14 protein-coding genes are annotated in these 14,479 nt (G+C 41.7%); 12 read left to right on the top strand and 2 right to left on the bottom strand.

The window, feature by feature from the left end:
- The first annotated feature begins 2 nt into the window (after nt 1–2).
- The 11 genes from MUCPA_RS11010 to MUCPA_RS35985 all read left to right on the top strand — a co-directional run bounded on the left by MUCPA_RS11010 (nt 3) and on the right by MUCPA_RS35985 (nt 9,863).
- On the top strand, nt 3–1,637 hold the full coding sequence (locus MUCPA_RS11010) for a SusD/RagB family nutrient-binding outer membrane lipoprotein (RefSeq protein WP_008506418.1): 1,635 nt from the start codon (nt 3–5) through the stop codon (nt 1,635–1,637).
- 22 nt (nt 1,638–1,659) lie between these two features.
- A complete protein-coding gene (locus tag MUCPA_RS11005; protein WP_008506417.1) occupies nt 1,660–2,469 on the top strand; it encodes a DUF4397 domain-containing protein in 810 nt (269 codons plus the stop codon).
- Between the two features lie 186 nt (nt 2,470–2,655).
- Complete coding sequence (locus tag MUCPA_RS11000) at nt 2,656–3,102, top strand: hypothetical protein (protein ID WP_008506416.1); 447 nt, start codon at nt 2,656–2,658, stop codon at nt 3,100–3,102.
- A gap of 229 nt (nt 3,103–3,331) precedes the next feature.
- On the top strand, nt 3,332–4,774 hold the full coding sequence (locus MUCPA_RS10995; RefSeq protein WP_008506414.1) for an anthranilate synthase component I family protein: 1,443 nt from the start codon (nt 3,332–3,334) through the stop codon (nt 4,772–4,774).
- Between the two features lie 8 nt (nt 4,775–4,782).
- On the top strand, nt 4,783–5,394 hold the full coding sequence (locus tag MUCPA_RS10990) for an anthranilate synthase component II (protein ID WP_008506413.1): 612 nt from the start codon (nt 4,783–4,785) through the stop codon (nt 5,392–5,394).
- A gap of 78 nt (nt 5,395–5,472) precedes the next feature.
- Complete coding sequence (gene trpC, locus MUCPA_RS10985; RefSeq protein WP_008506412.1) at nt 5,473–6,255, top strand: indole-3-glycerol phosphate synthase TrpC; 783 nt, start codon at nt 5,473–5,475, stop codon at nt 6,253–6,255.
- Nucleotides 6,256–6,529: 274 nt separating this feature from the next.
- The gene (hflX, locus tag MUCPA_RS10975) at nt 6,530–7,714 is read left to right on the top strand and encodes a GTPase HflX (protein WP_008506411.1); all 1,185 of its coding nucleotides are present in this window, start codon (nt 6,530–6,532) and stop codon (nt 7,712–7,714) included.
- Between the two features lie 57 nt (nt 7,715–7,771).
- Entirely contained in the window at nt 7,772–8,857 is a 1,086-nt protein-coding gene (locus tag MUCPA_RS10970) for an alginate lyase family protein (RefSeq protein ID WP_008506410.1), read from the top strand.
- A 65-nt stretch (nt 8,858–8,922) separates the two neighbouring features.
- On the top strand, nt 8,923–9,132 hold the full coding sequence (locus tag MUCPA_RS10965; RefSeq protein ID WP_008506409.1) for a hypothetical protein: 210 nt from the start codon (nt 8,923–8,925) through the stop codon (nt 9,130–9,132).
- Nucleotides 9,132–9,494, top strand: a complete 363-nt coding sequence (locus MUCPA_RS35990) for a hypothetical protein (RefSeq protein ID WP_050982077.1) — start codon at nt 9,132–9,134, stop codon at nt 9,492–9,494. The genes MUCPA_RS10965 and MUCPA_RS35990 overlap by 1 nt, the downstream gene beginning before the upstream one ends.
- A gap of 15 nt (nt 9,495–9,509) precedes the next feature.
- On the top strand, nt 9,510–9,863 hold the full coding sequence (locus MUCPA_RS35985; RefSeq protein WP_157543868.1) for a zeta toxin family protein: 354 nt from the start codon (nt 9,510–9,512) through the stop codon (nt 9,861–9,863).
- Nucleotides 9,864–10,435: 572 nt separating this feature from the next.
- Here the strand turns inward: MUCPA_RS35985 and MUCPA_RS10955 are convergent.
- Both MUCPA_RS10955 and MUCPA_RS10950 read right to left on the bottom strand, forming a co-directional pair.
- The gene (locus tag MUCPA_RS10955) at nt 10,436–10,654 is read right to left on the bottom strand and encodes a hypothetical protein (RefSeq protein ID WP_008506408.1); all 219 of its coding nucleotides are present in this window, start codon (nt 10,652–10,654) and stop codon (nt 10,436–10,438) included.
- A gap of 76 nt (nt 10,655–10,730) precedes the next feature.
- Nucleotides 10,731–11,513 carry a hypothetical protein gene (locus MUCPA_RS10950; protein WP_008506407.1) on the bottom strand — a complete coding sequence of 261 codons (783 nt, stop codon included), beginning with the start codon at nt 11,511–11,513 and terminating at the stop codon, nt 10,731–10,733.
- A gap of 169 nt (nt 11,514–11,682) precedes the next feature.
- Between MUCPA_RS10950 and MUCPA_RS10945 the strand changes: the two genes are divergently transcribed.
- A complete protein-coding gene (locus tag MUCPA_RS10945; RefSeq protein WP_008506406.1) occupies nt 11,683–14,427 on the top strand; it encodes a DNA gyrase/topoisomerase IV subunit A in 2,745 nt (914 codons plus the stop codon).
- The last annotated feature ends 52 nt before the right edge of the window (nt 14,428–14,479 follow it).

Here is a 14,479-nt window from a genome sequence, read left to right as displayed (position 1 = left end):
AGATGAAAAAGATATATATGATGTTGGCCGCCATAGCATTAATTGCTTCAGCGGGTTGTAATAAATACCTGGATGTCAACAGTAACCCGGCAGTACCACAGGTAGTAAAGGCGGAGCTGTTATTACCGCCAATAGAGTACCAGATGTGTAATGGAACAGAGCAGGACTATACAAGGTCAATTTCAAAGATTACACAAAATTTAGCAAGTGTTGATGCCAATACTTTAGCTACCGAATATTGGGAACAGCATGGCTATCCAGGCGCCAGCGATGTGGGTGGTGTTGTATGGCGTATGATATATTTTGACTTGGGGGTGAACCTCGAAAATATGATTAAGGATGCGGTTGCTAATCAAAAGTACGAATATGCAGGTATTGGTTATGCCATTAAAGCATGGGCTTACCAAATCGGTACCGATGAATATGGCCCGCTAAATGTGACTGACGCGTTTACGCCAGGTCAATTAACTTACAGCTATCAGGATCAGCCGGTTGTTTATGATAAGGTAAGGGAATGGGGTAATCTGGCCGTTAAGTACCTTAACATGACTAGCCCGGTTAACTATGCAACTACCTTGGCAAGTGTTACCGGCGATGGTATTTATAAGGGCGATAAAGCGAAATGGAAAAAATTTGTTTATGGTGTATTTGCTTTGCAATATGGGCATCTAATAAATAAAGCACAATTTAAAACGCAGTATGCAGATAGCGTAAGTAAATATGTCGGGTTGTCTCTTGCCAATGAAACAGAAGACGCAGGTATATATTTTAACGCCGCAACGGTTGTGGATGCCAATCCACTGGGGCCGCTTAATGCCGGATCGGCAAATTCGGGATTGTTAAACTCGGCTACTGGCTATGGAAGGCCCACCGTAACAATTTTGGGCTTGCTAACCGGCGGAGTGAGGGGCACACCTGCCGTGTCACCTACAACATCGGTAGATCCCCGTTTAAGTAGATTTCTGGTATCGGGCACTACGGCAGCGCAAACAAATGGAATTTATAATGCTGTTACACCCACACATGGCAGTAATACAACTACAGTTCCTTCTGTGTTGGGCTATTTGCCTACCGGTGCTACTTATTACAATGGCAAATATATATTTACCGATAAGGCAAGGTATCCTATCATGACCTATTCTCAATTGCAATTTGTTTTGTCTGAAGCACTATATATTAAAAATGGGCCTGGAGATGGAGGGGCTTACGCCGCTTATATCAATGGTATAAAGGCTACCTTTGATTTTTACAATCAATATGGCCGTACTGCCGTAACGCCGGATCCGGCTATCGCAACAACCGAAATAAATGCTTACATGGCGTCGTCCGAAGTAGCTCAAACTCCTGCGTCTCTTACCATAGCCGACATTATGCAACAAAAATATATTGCACAATGGGGCTGGGCAGGAACAGAAACCTGGTGCGATTTGCGTAAGTATCGCTACAGTGCCTCGGTTTTTCGTACATATTACCAATTATCTTCAACGGAGATCTTTAGCAGCAACGGTGGTAAGTATGCCTACAGAAATCGGCCGCGTTACAATTCTGAATACGTATGGAACGCTGCCGAGTTGGCGAAATGGGGCGGTTTAGCTCCTAATTATAACACGGTAGAAATGTGGTTTAGCCAACCTTAATTTAAATTTTAAAACTATCAGGATGAAAAGAAACTCAATTATAGCCATGGGGATTTGCGTTTTAGCAATTATTGCTTTGGGGTGTAGCAAAACTTTAAAGGATTATGGCTTTACTCAAAAATTAGATAATACCTACGCTTTTTTAAAAATTAATTACGAATCAAATTACTCTAATAACCGGACAGTATGGTTTAAAATAAATAATCAGCGTGTAGGTGGCCCTATAACGGCCCGCTCGCCATTTCCTGGTGGGGGCTTTAATACAGGCGGAACCAGTACTGCCGATGTTATCAGCGTTACTCCCGGTAGCACAAAGTTATCAGTAGTATTACTTCATAAAATTGATAATGGGCTTGATTCGTTAGAGCTTTACAGCACTAATTTTCAATTGGATGCAGGCAAAACTTACATAGCCCATATTACCGATACAGCCGCCAATACAAAGAGTGTATTAACCCAGGAAAACGTTGCCCTGCCTGATACTAATTATGCGAGGTTTCATTTTCTGAATCTGATGCCTAATGTGCCGGCCGTAGATATTTATTATGGTACTGTTGCAACTACTGTTGCCGATCAGAAGAGTGACTCGCTAATGGTGTCTAACCTCGGATATTTGAAAAATAGTGGCGACATTAAATTTAAAATTAACGGTGCAAACGGTATATGGAAAATACGCGCAGCTGGCGCACCCAGAATAAATAATACAATTGCTTCATATACCAGTACGAGCGTACCATTAAGTCAACGCGTTTTTTGTGGATTTGCTTTGGGTTACAGCGGGAAAACCACAACGGCACAAAAACCATATATTTCATTCTTGTTGGTCAGGTAAAAAGTCTATATAGCCCCAAAAGTTAAGATAACAACAGTTTGATTTAGTGTTTTTTATAAAGGGTAGCCGTCGGTAAGCAATTATCCGGCGGCTTTTTTTATAAATTGCTTGCGTAAAAAATGTTATCATCCAAGGTTAATCACAGCAATTAATATTTCTTGTATATTCGCATCAAACAATAATCGCATGACTTTATATAGTTTTTTCAAATATCTTCATTCCGGTTTCAGGTATGTGGTGCTTATCCTTATTCTGTTGGCCATTATACAGGCTTTAGCCGGTTTGTTCGGTAAAAAGGCATATACCGATGGTAACCGTAAATTAAACTTATTTGCCATGATATCGGCCCATACGCAATTGCTGATAGGTTTGGTGTTATACTTCTTAAGTCCGTTTGTGCAGTTTAATGCTCAAACCATGAAGCAGGCCGATACCCGTTACTGGACGGTTGAACATTTAACTATGATGATTTTTGCTCTTGTATTGATTACTATTGGGCACAGTCGTTCCAAAAAGGCCGTATTGCCCGAAGCCAAACACAGGGCTATTGTAGTATTTTATTTATTAGCGGTTGTTGTTATTTTAGCGGCTATTATACAAAGCCACAGGCCGTTGTTCGGAATTTCTGCTTAATTTATTTCGAAGAAAAATTTGAACATTCAAAAATCTTTCTAAATTTGCCAAACAATATGATCAATATCACAAATAACCGTAATTGGTGGCACCACTTAGTGGCAGCCGGATGACTTGTGATCTATTGGAAAATATCTAATCAATTTTAAACCTAATAGAGAACCCGGCGAAACCCATCGTCGGGTTTTTCTTTTTTATCAAATTTTAAACTCAATGCTCAACCCATAAAATGGCACCTTATAAATTAACAACCACCTACAAAAAACTACTGGCCGATACCACAACGCCGGTAAGTATATATTTGCGCTTACGCGATGTTTTCCCTAATGCTTTATTGCTGGAAAGCTCTGATTACCATAGTCGGGAGAATAGCCTGAGCTACGTTTGCTGCGACCCGATAGCCGGTTTAATATTAAACGACGGGGAACTTCAAACGCAATATCCAGACGGTACTTCGAATACTATTAGAAAGGGTGATTTTGAGCTGGTTAGCCAAATTGAAACCTTTTTATCAGCTTTTGAAGTTGAAACTACTCCTTTGAAGGTCATTTCGAACGGATTGTTCGGCTATTTTACGCACGAGGCTGTTGAGCATTTTGAAACCATCCGGTTTAAGCAGGTTGAGGATGATTTACGCAAGATCCCCGAGATGCAGTATCACATTTACAAGTATATTATCGCGATAGATCATTTTAAAAATGAGCTTTATATATTCCATAACCAATACGGCGCTGGCAATGCTGCAGGCAGCCTGCAGAAAGTAGAATACCTGATTAAAAACAAAAACTTCCCCGAGTATCATTTTGAAGTTAATGGCGATGAACAGTCTAATTTAACCAATGACGAGTTTAAAGCGATGGTGGAGAAAATGAAGACACATATTTACCGGGGAGATGTTTTCCAAATCGTGCCCTCAAGAGCTTTCTCTAAATCATTTTTAGGCGATGAGTTTAACGTGTACCGCGCGTTACGTTCCATTAACCCTTCGCCCTACCTGTTTTATTTTGACTATGGTAATTTCCGCATCTTCGGCTCATCGCCCGAGGCGCAGATCACCATCAAAAATCGTACGGCCAGTATTTTCCCTATTGCCGGTACCATTAAACGCACAGGTAACGATGAAAGCGATATTGAGGAAGCACGCCGCCTTGAGAATGATCCTAAAGAGTCTGCCGAGCATGTGATGCTGGTTGACCTGGCCCGTAACGATTTGAGCCGCCATTGTGAGCATGTAGAAGTAAAGGCGTTTAAGGAGGTTCAATATTATTCGCATTTAATTCACCTCGTATCTCATGTGAGCGGGAAATTAAAGGCAGGGGTTTCATCATTTAAAATTGTGGCTGATACCTTCCCGGCCGGAACATTGAGCGGAGCCCCCAAGTATCGCGCTATGGAGATTATTGACGAGAACGAAAAAACCAAGCGTAGTTTTTATAGCGGAGCTATAGGGTATTTGGGTTTCAATGGCGATTTTAACCATGCCATCATGATCCGCTCCTTTTTAAGTAAAAATAACGTTCTGCATTACCAGGCCGGCGCCGGCATCGTAGCCGACTCTATTGCCGAAAATGAATTGCAGGAGGTAAATAACAAAATTGCGGCCCTGAGAAAAGCTATCGATCTGGCCCAAACCATTAACGCACCCACTGCTCAGGAAGAAGTGCTTAACTAAACAGAATAATGAAAACCAAGATATTAATTATAGACAATTACGATTCGTTCACCTATAACCTGGTGCATTTGGTTAACGAGCTTGGCCTGGAATGCGAAGTGTGGAGGAACGATCAATTTGACCTGGCTGATGTTGATCAATTTGATAAGATCATCCTGTCGCCCGGGCCTGGTATCCCATCCGAAGCGGGTTTGCTGCTCCAGGTGATTGAGCAATACGCGCCAACCAAAAGCATTTTTGGCGTTTGCCTGGGCCAACAAGCCATTGCCGAAGTTTTTGGCGGAACATTATACAACCTCAGTAGGCCAATGCACGGTATTGCAACGCCTATTAAAGTTACCGGTAACAACGAAGTGCTTTTTAATGGTTTGCCCAACGAATTTAAAGTAGGCCGTTACCACTCGTGGGTAGTAGCCAACGAAGGCTTGCCCAGTGAGCTGGAAGTTACTGCTATTGACGAACGAGACGGCTCTATTATGGCTCTGAGACACAAAACCTACGACGTACGCGGCGTGCAGTTTCACCCCGAATCTGTGTTGACAGAATATGGAAAAGAAATGATGGGAAACTGGTTAGCCCCCCGGCCCCCTGAAGGGGGAGTTGCTGATCATAATGGATGACTAATTAAATAAACATTTGTAAAACTCAGCTCTTCAAAAGCTCCCCCTTCAGGGGGCTGGGGGGCTCACTTGGTTGCCATGAACATACTTGATAAAATAGTAGTCAATAAAAAAAAGGAAGTAGCAGCGGCTAAAAAGAAAACTTCGTATGCCAGGCTGGAAGAGTCGGATATGTTTCATCGCGAAACGTATTCGTTCCGGGATTTTTTGCTTGATCCTTCGCGCACAGGCATAATCGCTGAATTTAAGCGCCGGTCGCCCTCTAAAGGTATTATCAATGATAAGGTAAAAGTGCAGGATGTAACTACCGGTTATGCCGCTGCGGGAGCATCGGCGCTGTCTGTTTTAACGGATAAGGATTTTTTTATGGGCAAAAAGATCGATCTGATTAAAGCCCGGAGAGTAAACCCAATCCCCATTCTCCGCAAGGACTTCATGATCGATGAGTACCAGATTGTAGAGGCTAAATCGCTTGGCGCGGATATTATTTTGCTGATAGCCGCTATCCTCAGTCCAGATGAGATCAAACAAATGTCGGCGCTGGCCAAAAGTTTGGGCCTTAATGTGTTGCTCGAAGTACACAACCTGGAAGAACTGCAACGCAGTATTGCGCCAGACTTAACCGCCATCGGAGTAAATAACCGCAACCTTGCCGATTTTACAGTTTCGGTAGAAACATCGTTCCAGTTGTTTGAGCACATCCCGCAGGAGTTCCTTAAAATATCCGAAAGTGCCATCAGCAATACCGATACTATAAAGCAGTTAAAAGCGGCCGGCTTTAATGGCTTCTTAATTGGTGAAAATTTTATGAAGGAAGCCGATCCTGGTGCTGCGATGAAGGAGTTTGTTAAAGGGTTATGAGAAGATATATACATGCCAATTTGTCGACATTGGTCGGGTATTAACGGTGCCCGTCTTCAGTGTAATCGGTGAGCCTTTACATCGAACGTTTCATTTAACAATGTCGAATAGCCTTCGGCTAATAGGTTTCCGTTGCTGTTTTTAACATCCATGCTGTTGTGTTTTTGGCGGGCAAAAGCACAGTTATCAGGCTTAATTATTGCATGTTTAAAACAATTGTATAGCCATACGCTGTTAATCAAATTGCGTACTTTTGTAAATTGATAATGATTGAATGAAGCAAAAATTTTATGATACTGCTGTGAAGCAGGAGAAAGCTATCCTTGTAGGCGTAATTACACCCAACGAAACTGCTGAGCAAGGAAAGGAATATTTAGACGAACTGGAATTTTTAGTAGAAACCGCTGGTGGCAAAACGGTAAAAACCTTTACCCAAAAAATGCTGCGCCCTGAGCGGTCAACTTTTGTGGGCACGGGTAAGCTGGAAGAGATCAAAGCTTATGTTGATGCAGAAGAAATAGATATTGTTGTTTTTGATGATGGGCTTTCGCCATCACAACTGCGTAACATCGAGAACGAACTACAGGTAAAAATACTGGATCGGAACAACCTGATTTTGGATATTTTTGCCGCCCGGGCACAAACATCGCAAGCGCGTACCCAGGTTGAGCTGGCGCAGCTGCAATACCTGCTCCCGCGCCTTACCCGCTTATGGACCCACTTAGAGCGTCAAAAAGGTGGTATCGGTATGCGCGGACCGGGTGAATCTCAAATTGAAACAGACAGGCGGATCATCCTAAACAAAATATCGCTACTTAAAGAGCGGCTGAAACTAATTGACCGCCAAAACGAAACGCAACGCAAAAATCGTGGCCAGCTAATTCGTGTGGCTTTGGTGGGTTATACCAACGTAGGTAAATCAACCATCATGAACATGATCTCCAAGTCGGAGGTATTTGCCGAGAATAAGCTGTTTGCCACGCTGGATACTACGGTACGTAAGGTGGTGATTGATAACCTGCCCTTTTTGTTATCAGATACGGTAGGCTTTATCCGCAAGCTGCCCCACCATTTGGTGGAGTGCTTTAAATCTACGCTCGACGAAGTTCGCGAAGCGGATATCCTGCTGCATGTGGTGGATGTATCGCACCCTAATTTTGAAGATCAGATCAAAACCGTTAACGAAACGTTAAAGGAGCTTGGCGCAATAGATAAGCCCGTGATTACTGTATTTAATAAGATAGATGCCTATAAACCTATTCCTGTTGATCCGTCGGAGCCGGAAATAAAACTCACCCTGAACGATTTTAAACAGAGCTGGATGGCTAAAAATAATAGTCCGGCTATTTTTATATCCGCATTGAACAAGGAGAATATTGACGAATTTAGAAGTATAGTGTACGAACGGGCTAAAGCAATACATACAGAAAGGTACCCCTACGATAATCTTTTATATTAAGGCGTGTTAAACCTTTGCATCTTTTACTACTCCAAACCTCGACCAGATCTGTTCACCATGAAAAAAGTATTTTTTTTAGTCGTATTGATGTTGTTGGCGGCAAACGTAAAAGCGCAATATGTTAGTTTAAATGATAAAGAAGTACAAAGCCTCAAGGAGCTGATAGCTCAAAATGCAGATGCTAAACAATTGTATTCGGCTTATCTAAACCTTGCTGATGTTGCGGTCAATTTAAACCCTAACCCCATCGATACCATACGTACCGAGGGTTTGTTGCAGGGAAATCCTAAAAAAACGGCAACAGTCAATGCCCTTAAGGATATGCGTAAAATGTACGCCCTTGCCATAGCTTACCGGGTGGAGGGTGAAAAAAGCTACCTGCAAAATGTCACCTCGTATTTAACAGCCTGGGCAAAAACAAACATAGGCCGTGGCGACCCTATTGACGATACTAACCTTGAGCCCGCTATTGAGGCTTACGACCTGGTAAAAGCCAAGTTAAAACCCAATGATAACGATTTGATTGTTAAATGGTTTAAGCAAACTGCGGATGCCGAGATTGCCGCCCATAGAAAGGGAATGAATAAGGAAACTGCCTACAACAATTGGAATTCGCACAGGCTTAAAATTGTTGGTATGATAGCTTACGCAATTAATAACGACGAATACAAACAATATGTTAACGAAGATTTGAAAAGACATTTGCAGAAAAACCTGCTGCCCGATGGATCAAGTGTTGATTTTAAACTGCGCGATGCGCTGCACTATCATGTTTATGATCTGGAGCCCCTGCTTACCTTGTCTATTATATTAAAACGCGCCACCGGAGTTGATGAGTATACGGCTGCGACCGAAAGCGGCGCTTCCATCAAAAAATCTGTTGACTGGGTAGCCCCCTTTGTAACCGGCGAAAAAACGCATCCCGAATTTGTAAACTCGACTGTTAAATTCGATCAGGCCAGGGCGAAAAATGGCGAGGCTGATTATAAGCCGGGAACGCTATTTAATCCGGTTAACGGGTACCAAACCTTAATGCTCGCTGCTTATTTTGATCCTCAATATAACGCTGTTATCAAAAAGGTTAAGGCAAGCACCAAAGATTATAGCGACTGGCAGTTGGTGCTGAATAAGGTGATGATGTAAGTAGCAAGGTGTTGTTAATATTTTGTATATCGTATTAGATTTAATTCGTAACGTTAATTAAGAGTTTGCAGGAAAAAGAATATTTAACAAAAAGGATTGTAGTTCGTGCGGCCAAACGAGGTATGAAGGCTGCATCTTCAGAAACCATGGAAGTAATGGGCTATAATATTATTTTTCAGGATGGTTGGTTAGTGAAAAAATTTCCAGATGGCTCTATACAAAAAATTGAGCCCGTAAATTCTGCCAAAAATTTAGGACCTGTTATTTTAGATTAATGCTCGAAGGTTATGTGCAACCCCGTTTACGGGTGTTTGCCGGTCCAAACGGCTCCGGAAAAAGCACAGTTATTGATTATATACGAAGTTACCGAGCTAACAATAAACCTGTTGATTTTGGATATTACATTAATGCGGATGACATTGCAACTGCATTAAAAATCGAGAAGAAATTTTCCTTCAGACAATTCGATTTTCAGGCTGACCGTGATGAATTTGTTAGTATTTCGAAACAATCCGGGCTTTTAAATGGAGTATTTAGTTTAGATAGATTAATAAAATCCTTTTCTCTTAAAGATAATTTCATTCATTGTTTGAATGAAAAAGACGCGGAACACCTTGCTCAAATAATAGCCGATTAACTTCGTCAAAAGCTATTGCAACAAAAGAAACGGTTTTCATTTGAAACAGTGTTCTCACATAAATCAAAATTGGATATTATGCAGGATGCGGTTAACGCTGGATACAAAGTATATCTGTATTTTGTTTGTACCGAATCTCCTAAAATAAATCAATTCCGTGTAGAGGCCCGAACCAAAAAGGGTGGTCATAATGTCCCATTTGATAAAATCGAGAGTCGTTATTTCAGAGCATTAGAGCTTTTGCACGATGCCGCCCAGTTGGGTTATCAGGTTTATTTCTTTGATAATTCGGATGAAGGCGGCAATTTTAAAATGTTTGCTCACTTTAAAGTTGTAGCAGGAAAAAAGATGTGGGATGAAATTAACTAAGCAGATGTACCGGCCTGGTTTAAGATTTATTATTCTGAAAAGGTTAAGAAAGAGGGGCAGTCTTAAGTGGGTTTTTAAAGAAGCTTCAATACGCACTATTTCACCCTCGCATAAGCCCTGTTTAAAAAAGCGGTAGGTAATGGCCGAATCAATTTTCACCATCTTGCCTTGGTTCTTTTTAATTTCTTTGCCAATTAAGGATTTTCGGCTATATCCCAGGGATTTAAAAGGCCTAAACTATTAATGTTTTTAAAGTCGACAATGTTACGGGTAATTAAACTTAAATTATAAACAAGGGTGGTGGCTGCTATAATAGCATTGGGTAATTTAACGCGATGAGACTTGCAAATTGAAATGGTTTTTTCAACCACTATGTCGTTTAAATCAAAAACAATGGTTTCACTTATAAAATCTTCTAATACTTTATAAGCGTCGGCAGCGGTATTGAATCTTAAAACCTCAATTAGTAATGATGGAAATCTTGGGGGTGTCGTCGATGATTGAGTTCATCAACAACATGCCATCGCCTGGTATTTTGTTATCTAAATACCCTATAACAATATTTGAATCTATTAAATATCCTTTTCCCACTCGTCTCTTCCCTGAATTAAAGATTTTTGAAAGTTATGATATTCTTCATCAGAAAGATTGAGCGCCCCTGCAAATCTTGCAGATAATTTTTCTTTAGGTGCGCTACTTTTTTTCAGTATCTTAACAATATGCAGAGCTTCTAAATCTTCTATAAGCTTGTAAGCCCTATCATTATTAATTTGAAGCAAAACCGTTTCCATTTACGTTATCTTATGATCAAATATACACAAAACTTGCTGAGAAATATTTGATCCATATTAATGTGTTCAATACGCACTATTTCACCCTCGCATAAACCCCATTTAAAAAGCGGTAAACAATGACCGAATCAATTTTCACAACCTTGTCTTTAGGTTTGTCGGTCCCTTTTTTCGTGAATACAATATCGTTAAAATCCTTTCCGGCTTCTATAAACTTAATTTTTCCATCGTAGCTGTAGCAACTGTTGGCAACCTTTACTTCGCATGCGCCATCATTACTGTACGATGATTCTGGTATCTGCAGCACCATTTTAAATACGCCTTTGTCATAAGCATACATTACAATAGCCTCTGTACTTTCGCCCATGTTGGTAAAGCCATCAGTAAATATAAAGCCTATATTTTTACCTGCTTTTTTCACCTCAAGTGGAGGGGCTTCGCCAAAGCTGCCTATTTGTCCTACTTGTTTTTCATAATCTAAAAACCAGGTAGCCCCGGTTTTTTTAAAGGATAAAAATTTTAATACCGGGGCACAGCCATGGCAAACCTGATCCAGAAGCGGCTTCTCTGATAACAGCACGTATAACAATTTACCGGAGTTGCTGCTTAGGCTATCTGCATATAATATTTTTGATTGGAACAGCGTAGGCGTGGGCGAAGAAAATGTTTTAAGCAAGCCCATGTCGGTACAAAACCATTTTGAAAAATTCTTTTTCGCATCGTAATTGCTGTAAAGTTTCGTCATGATCTTTGCCTTAGTGGGGCCTATAATCTCTGTTTTTTTAGGGCCGCCGGTTTGGCAGAAGGCTATAACTGATTGCAGGATCAATATCAGGATAAGCGGAAGCTGTTTTCTCATTGTGATAAGGTTAAAAAACACTCTAATATTCACAAAATAATCCGGATTGCCAAGTTTAAAGCTTACATGGGCTCGTCGCTCTAAAAACGTTAACTTGTTTATAATTTTAGTTCCTCAAATTTGCGGTTTCCCCGTATCTTTACCCATCCATTGAATTTTAATATAGTTGATGAGCGAAGAAGAAAGCCAAGGCGACAATAACAAACTGCACAATATCATCCCGCTCGACGGGTTGTACGAAAACTGGTTCCTGGATTATGCTTCCTATGTAATTCTGGACCGCGCCGTTCCGCATATTTATGATGGGTTAAAGCCTGTTCAGCGCCGGATCCTCCATTCGTTAAAGGAAATGGACGACGGGCGTTTTAACAAAGCCGCCAACGTAATTGGTAACACCATGAAGTATCACCCTCACGGGGATGCCTCTATTGGCGATGCCATGGTGCAGATAGGCCAAAAAAACCTGATGATTGATTGCCAGGGTAACTGGGGCGACCCGGTAACCGGCGACTCGGCGGCGGCGCCACGTTACATTGAAGCGCGTTTATCCAAATTTGCTATTGATGTAGCTTTTAATCCGGATACCACCATTTGGCAGTCCAGCTATGATGGACGTAACCGCGAGCCTATTACCCTGCCCGTTAAATTTCCACTTTTACTGGCACAGGGGGCCGAGGGTATTGCCGTTGGTTTGGCTACCAAAATATTGCCGCATAATTTTGTTGAGCTATTGGATGCTTCCATAGCCGTGCTAAATGGCATTCGGCCTAATTTATTGCCCGATTTTCCAACCGGTGGCTTGGCTGATGCTTCTAACTACAACGAAGGGCAGCGTGGCGGTAAGGTAAGAGTACGTGCAAGGATAGCCGAACGCGACAAAAAGACGCTTGTAATTACCGAGGTGCCTTTTAGCACCACTACCGGTGGGCTTATGGAGAGCGTGGTAGCAGCCAATGACAAGGGTAAGATCAAAATCAAGAGCATCGTTGACCATACGTCGAAAAATGTTGAGATATTGATCAACCTGGCGCCTGGCATATCTCCCGATGTTACCATTGACGCCTTGTACGCTTTTACCGACTGCGAAGTTTCCATCTCTCCAAATACCTGTGTAATTCACGACGATAAGCCACGGTTTATGAGCGTGAACGATATGCTTACGGAGAGTACATATCATACCAAAGAATTACTGAAACAGGAACTGGAAATCAGGCTGAATGAACTGAAGGAAAAGATATTTTTTAGCTCATTGCTTAAAATATTTATCCAGCAGGGTATGTACAAAAATCCGGCTTACGAAACCTCAGCTAACTTTGAGGCGGTTGTTGAGGTGTTGAATGGTTTGTTTGAACCCTTCTTTTCGCAATTTTACAGAACTATACTGGCGGAAGATTATAAGAAGCTGATTGATAAACCCATGAGCAGCATTACCCGCTTTGACGTAAAAAAAGCGGATGAGCAGATGAAGACGCTGGAGAACGAGATTAAAGAAGTTAACCACCACCTGAAACATTTGAACGATTATGCCATTGCCTGGTTTCAAAAATTAAAAGATAAATACGGCAAAGGGCGCGAACGTAAAACCGAGCTCAGAACGTTTGATAGGGTGGAGGCCTCGCAGGTGGCCTTGGCCAACGTGAAGTTATATGCTAACCTGGAAGATGGTTTTATTGGCTCCGGCTTAAAGAAGGATAAGTTTATTGCCGATTGCTCCGACCTGGACGAGATCATCGTTTTCCGTGCAGACGGGCGTTGCCTGGTAACCAAAATACAGGATAAGGTTTTTGTAGGTAAAGAGATTATCCATGTGGGGGTGTTTAAAAAGAACGATGAGCGCACCGTTTACAACATGATATATAAAGATGGTGCTAACGGTACATCCTATATCAAGCGTTTTTCGGTTTTGGGCGTTACCCGCGATAAGGAATACGATTTAACCAAGGGTACCAAAGGCTCACGCGTGCTTTATTTTAGCGCTAACCCTAATGGCGAGGCCGAGGTAGTCAATATTCAGTTAAAGCCGCATTCCAAACTTAAAAAGTTGGTGTTTGATGAGGATTTTGCCGAAGTTGGTATCAAAGGCCGTGGCTCGATGGGGAATATCCTGACTAAGTATCCGATTAAAAAAATCATCCTGAAATCAAAAGGTATATCCACGCTGTCTGGCCGTAAAATATGGTACGACGATATTTTAAAGAGGCTGAATGTGGATAGCCGCGGCAAATATCTGGGTGAATTTGACGGAGATGATAAAATACTGACCGTATTGAGCTCTGGTGTTTATGAGCTTACCAGTTTTGATCTGAGCAATCATTTTGATGATAAGATGATCAGGATTGAAAAGTATAACCCCGAGCAGGTTTATACCGTTGTTCATTACGAAGGAAAGTCGAAAAACTATTATGTAAAACGTTTTGTTTTTGAGCATGTTGCTATAGGCAAACAAACCAGCATTATTAGTGAAGAGAGCGGCTCAAAGTTGATCCTGATATCTGCAGCAGCGCAACCTATTGTAGTGGTAGAGCAACTGAAAGGTAAAGCGCTTACACCTGAAACAATAGAAATTAATCTGGCCGATGCTATTGATGTGAAGGGGATGAAAGCGCAGGGTAACCGTTTAACCCCGCACGAGGTAAAGAAAATTGAATTGATTGCCGAACACGACGATGAAGAAGACGTGCCCGACCCTGTGCCCGAAACTCCGTTAAGCGAAGTAGTTGCCGCTGAAAAACTGGATGAGGAAGCCGAAAAAGATGTCCCCCAAAAGGAGGATGGCGATGTGCCCGGAAAAAAAGCAGCAGACACGGCGGCCAAAACTGAACCGGAAGTGAAACCCGCCAAGAAGATCGATTTTGAGATAACTAACCCCGATGATATTGAAATTGATGATAAAGGGCAGATAGGCTTATTTTAAACCTGTAACAGTTTTGTCCTCAATAATTTTATACTGTAAAATTATTGAGGAT

This window comes from Mucilaginibacter paludis DSM 18603, from assembly GCF_000166195.2.
Taxonomy (GTDB): Bacteria; Bacteroidota; Bacteroidia; order Sphingobacteriales; family Sphingobacteriaceae; genus Mucilaginibacter; species Mucilaginibacter paludis.
This window is presented reverse-complemented; position numbering and strand designations above follow the sequence as displayed.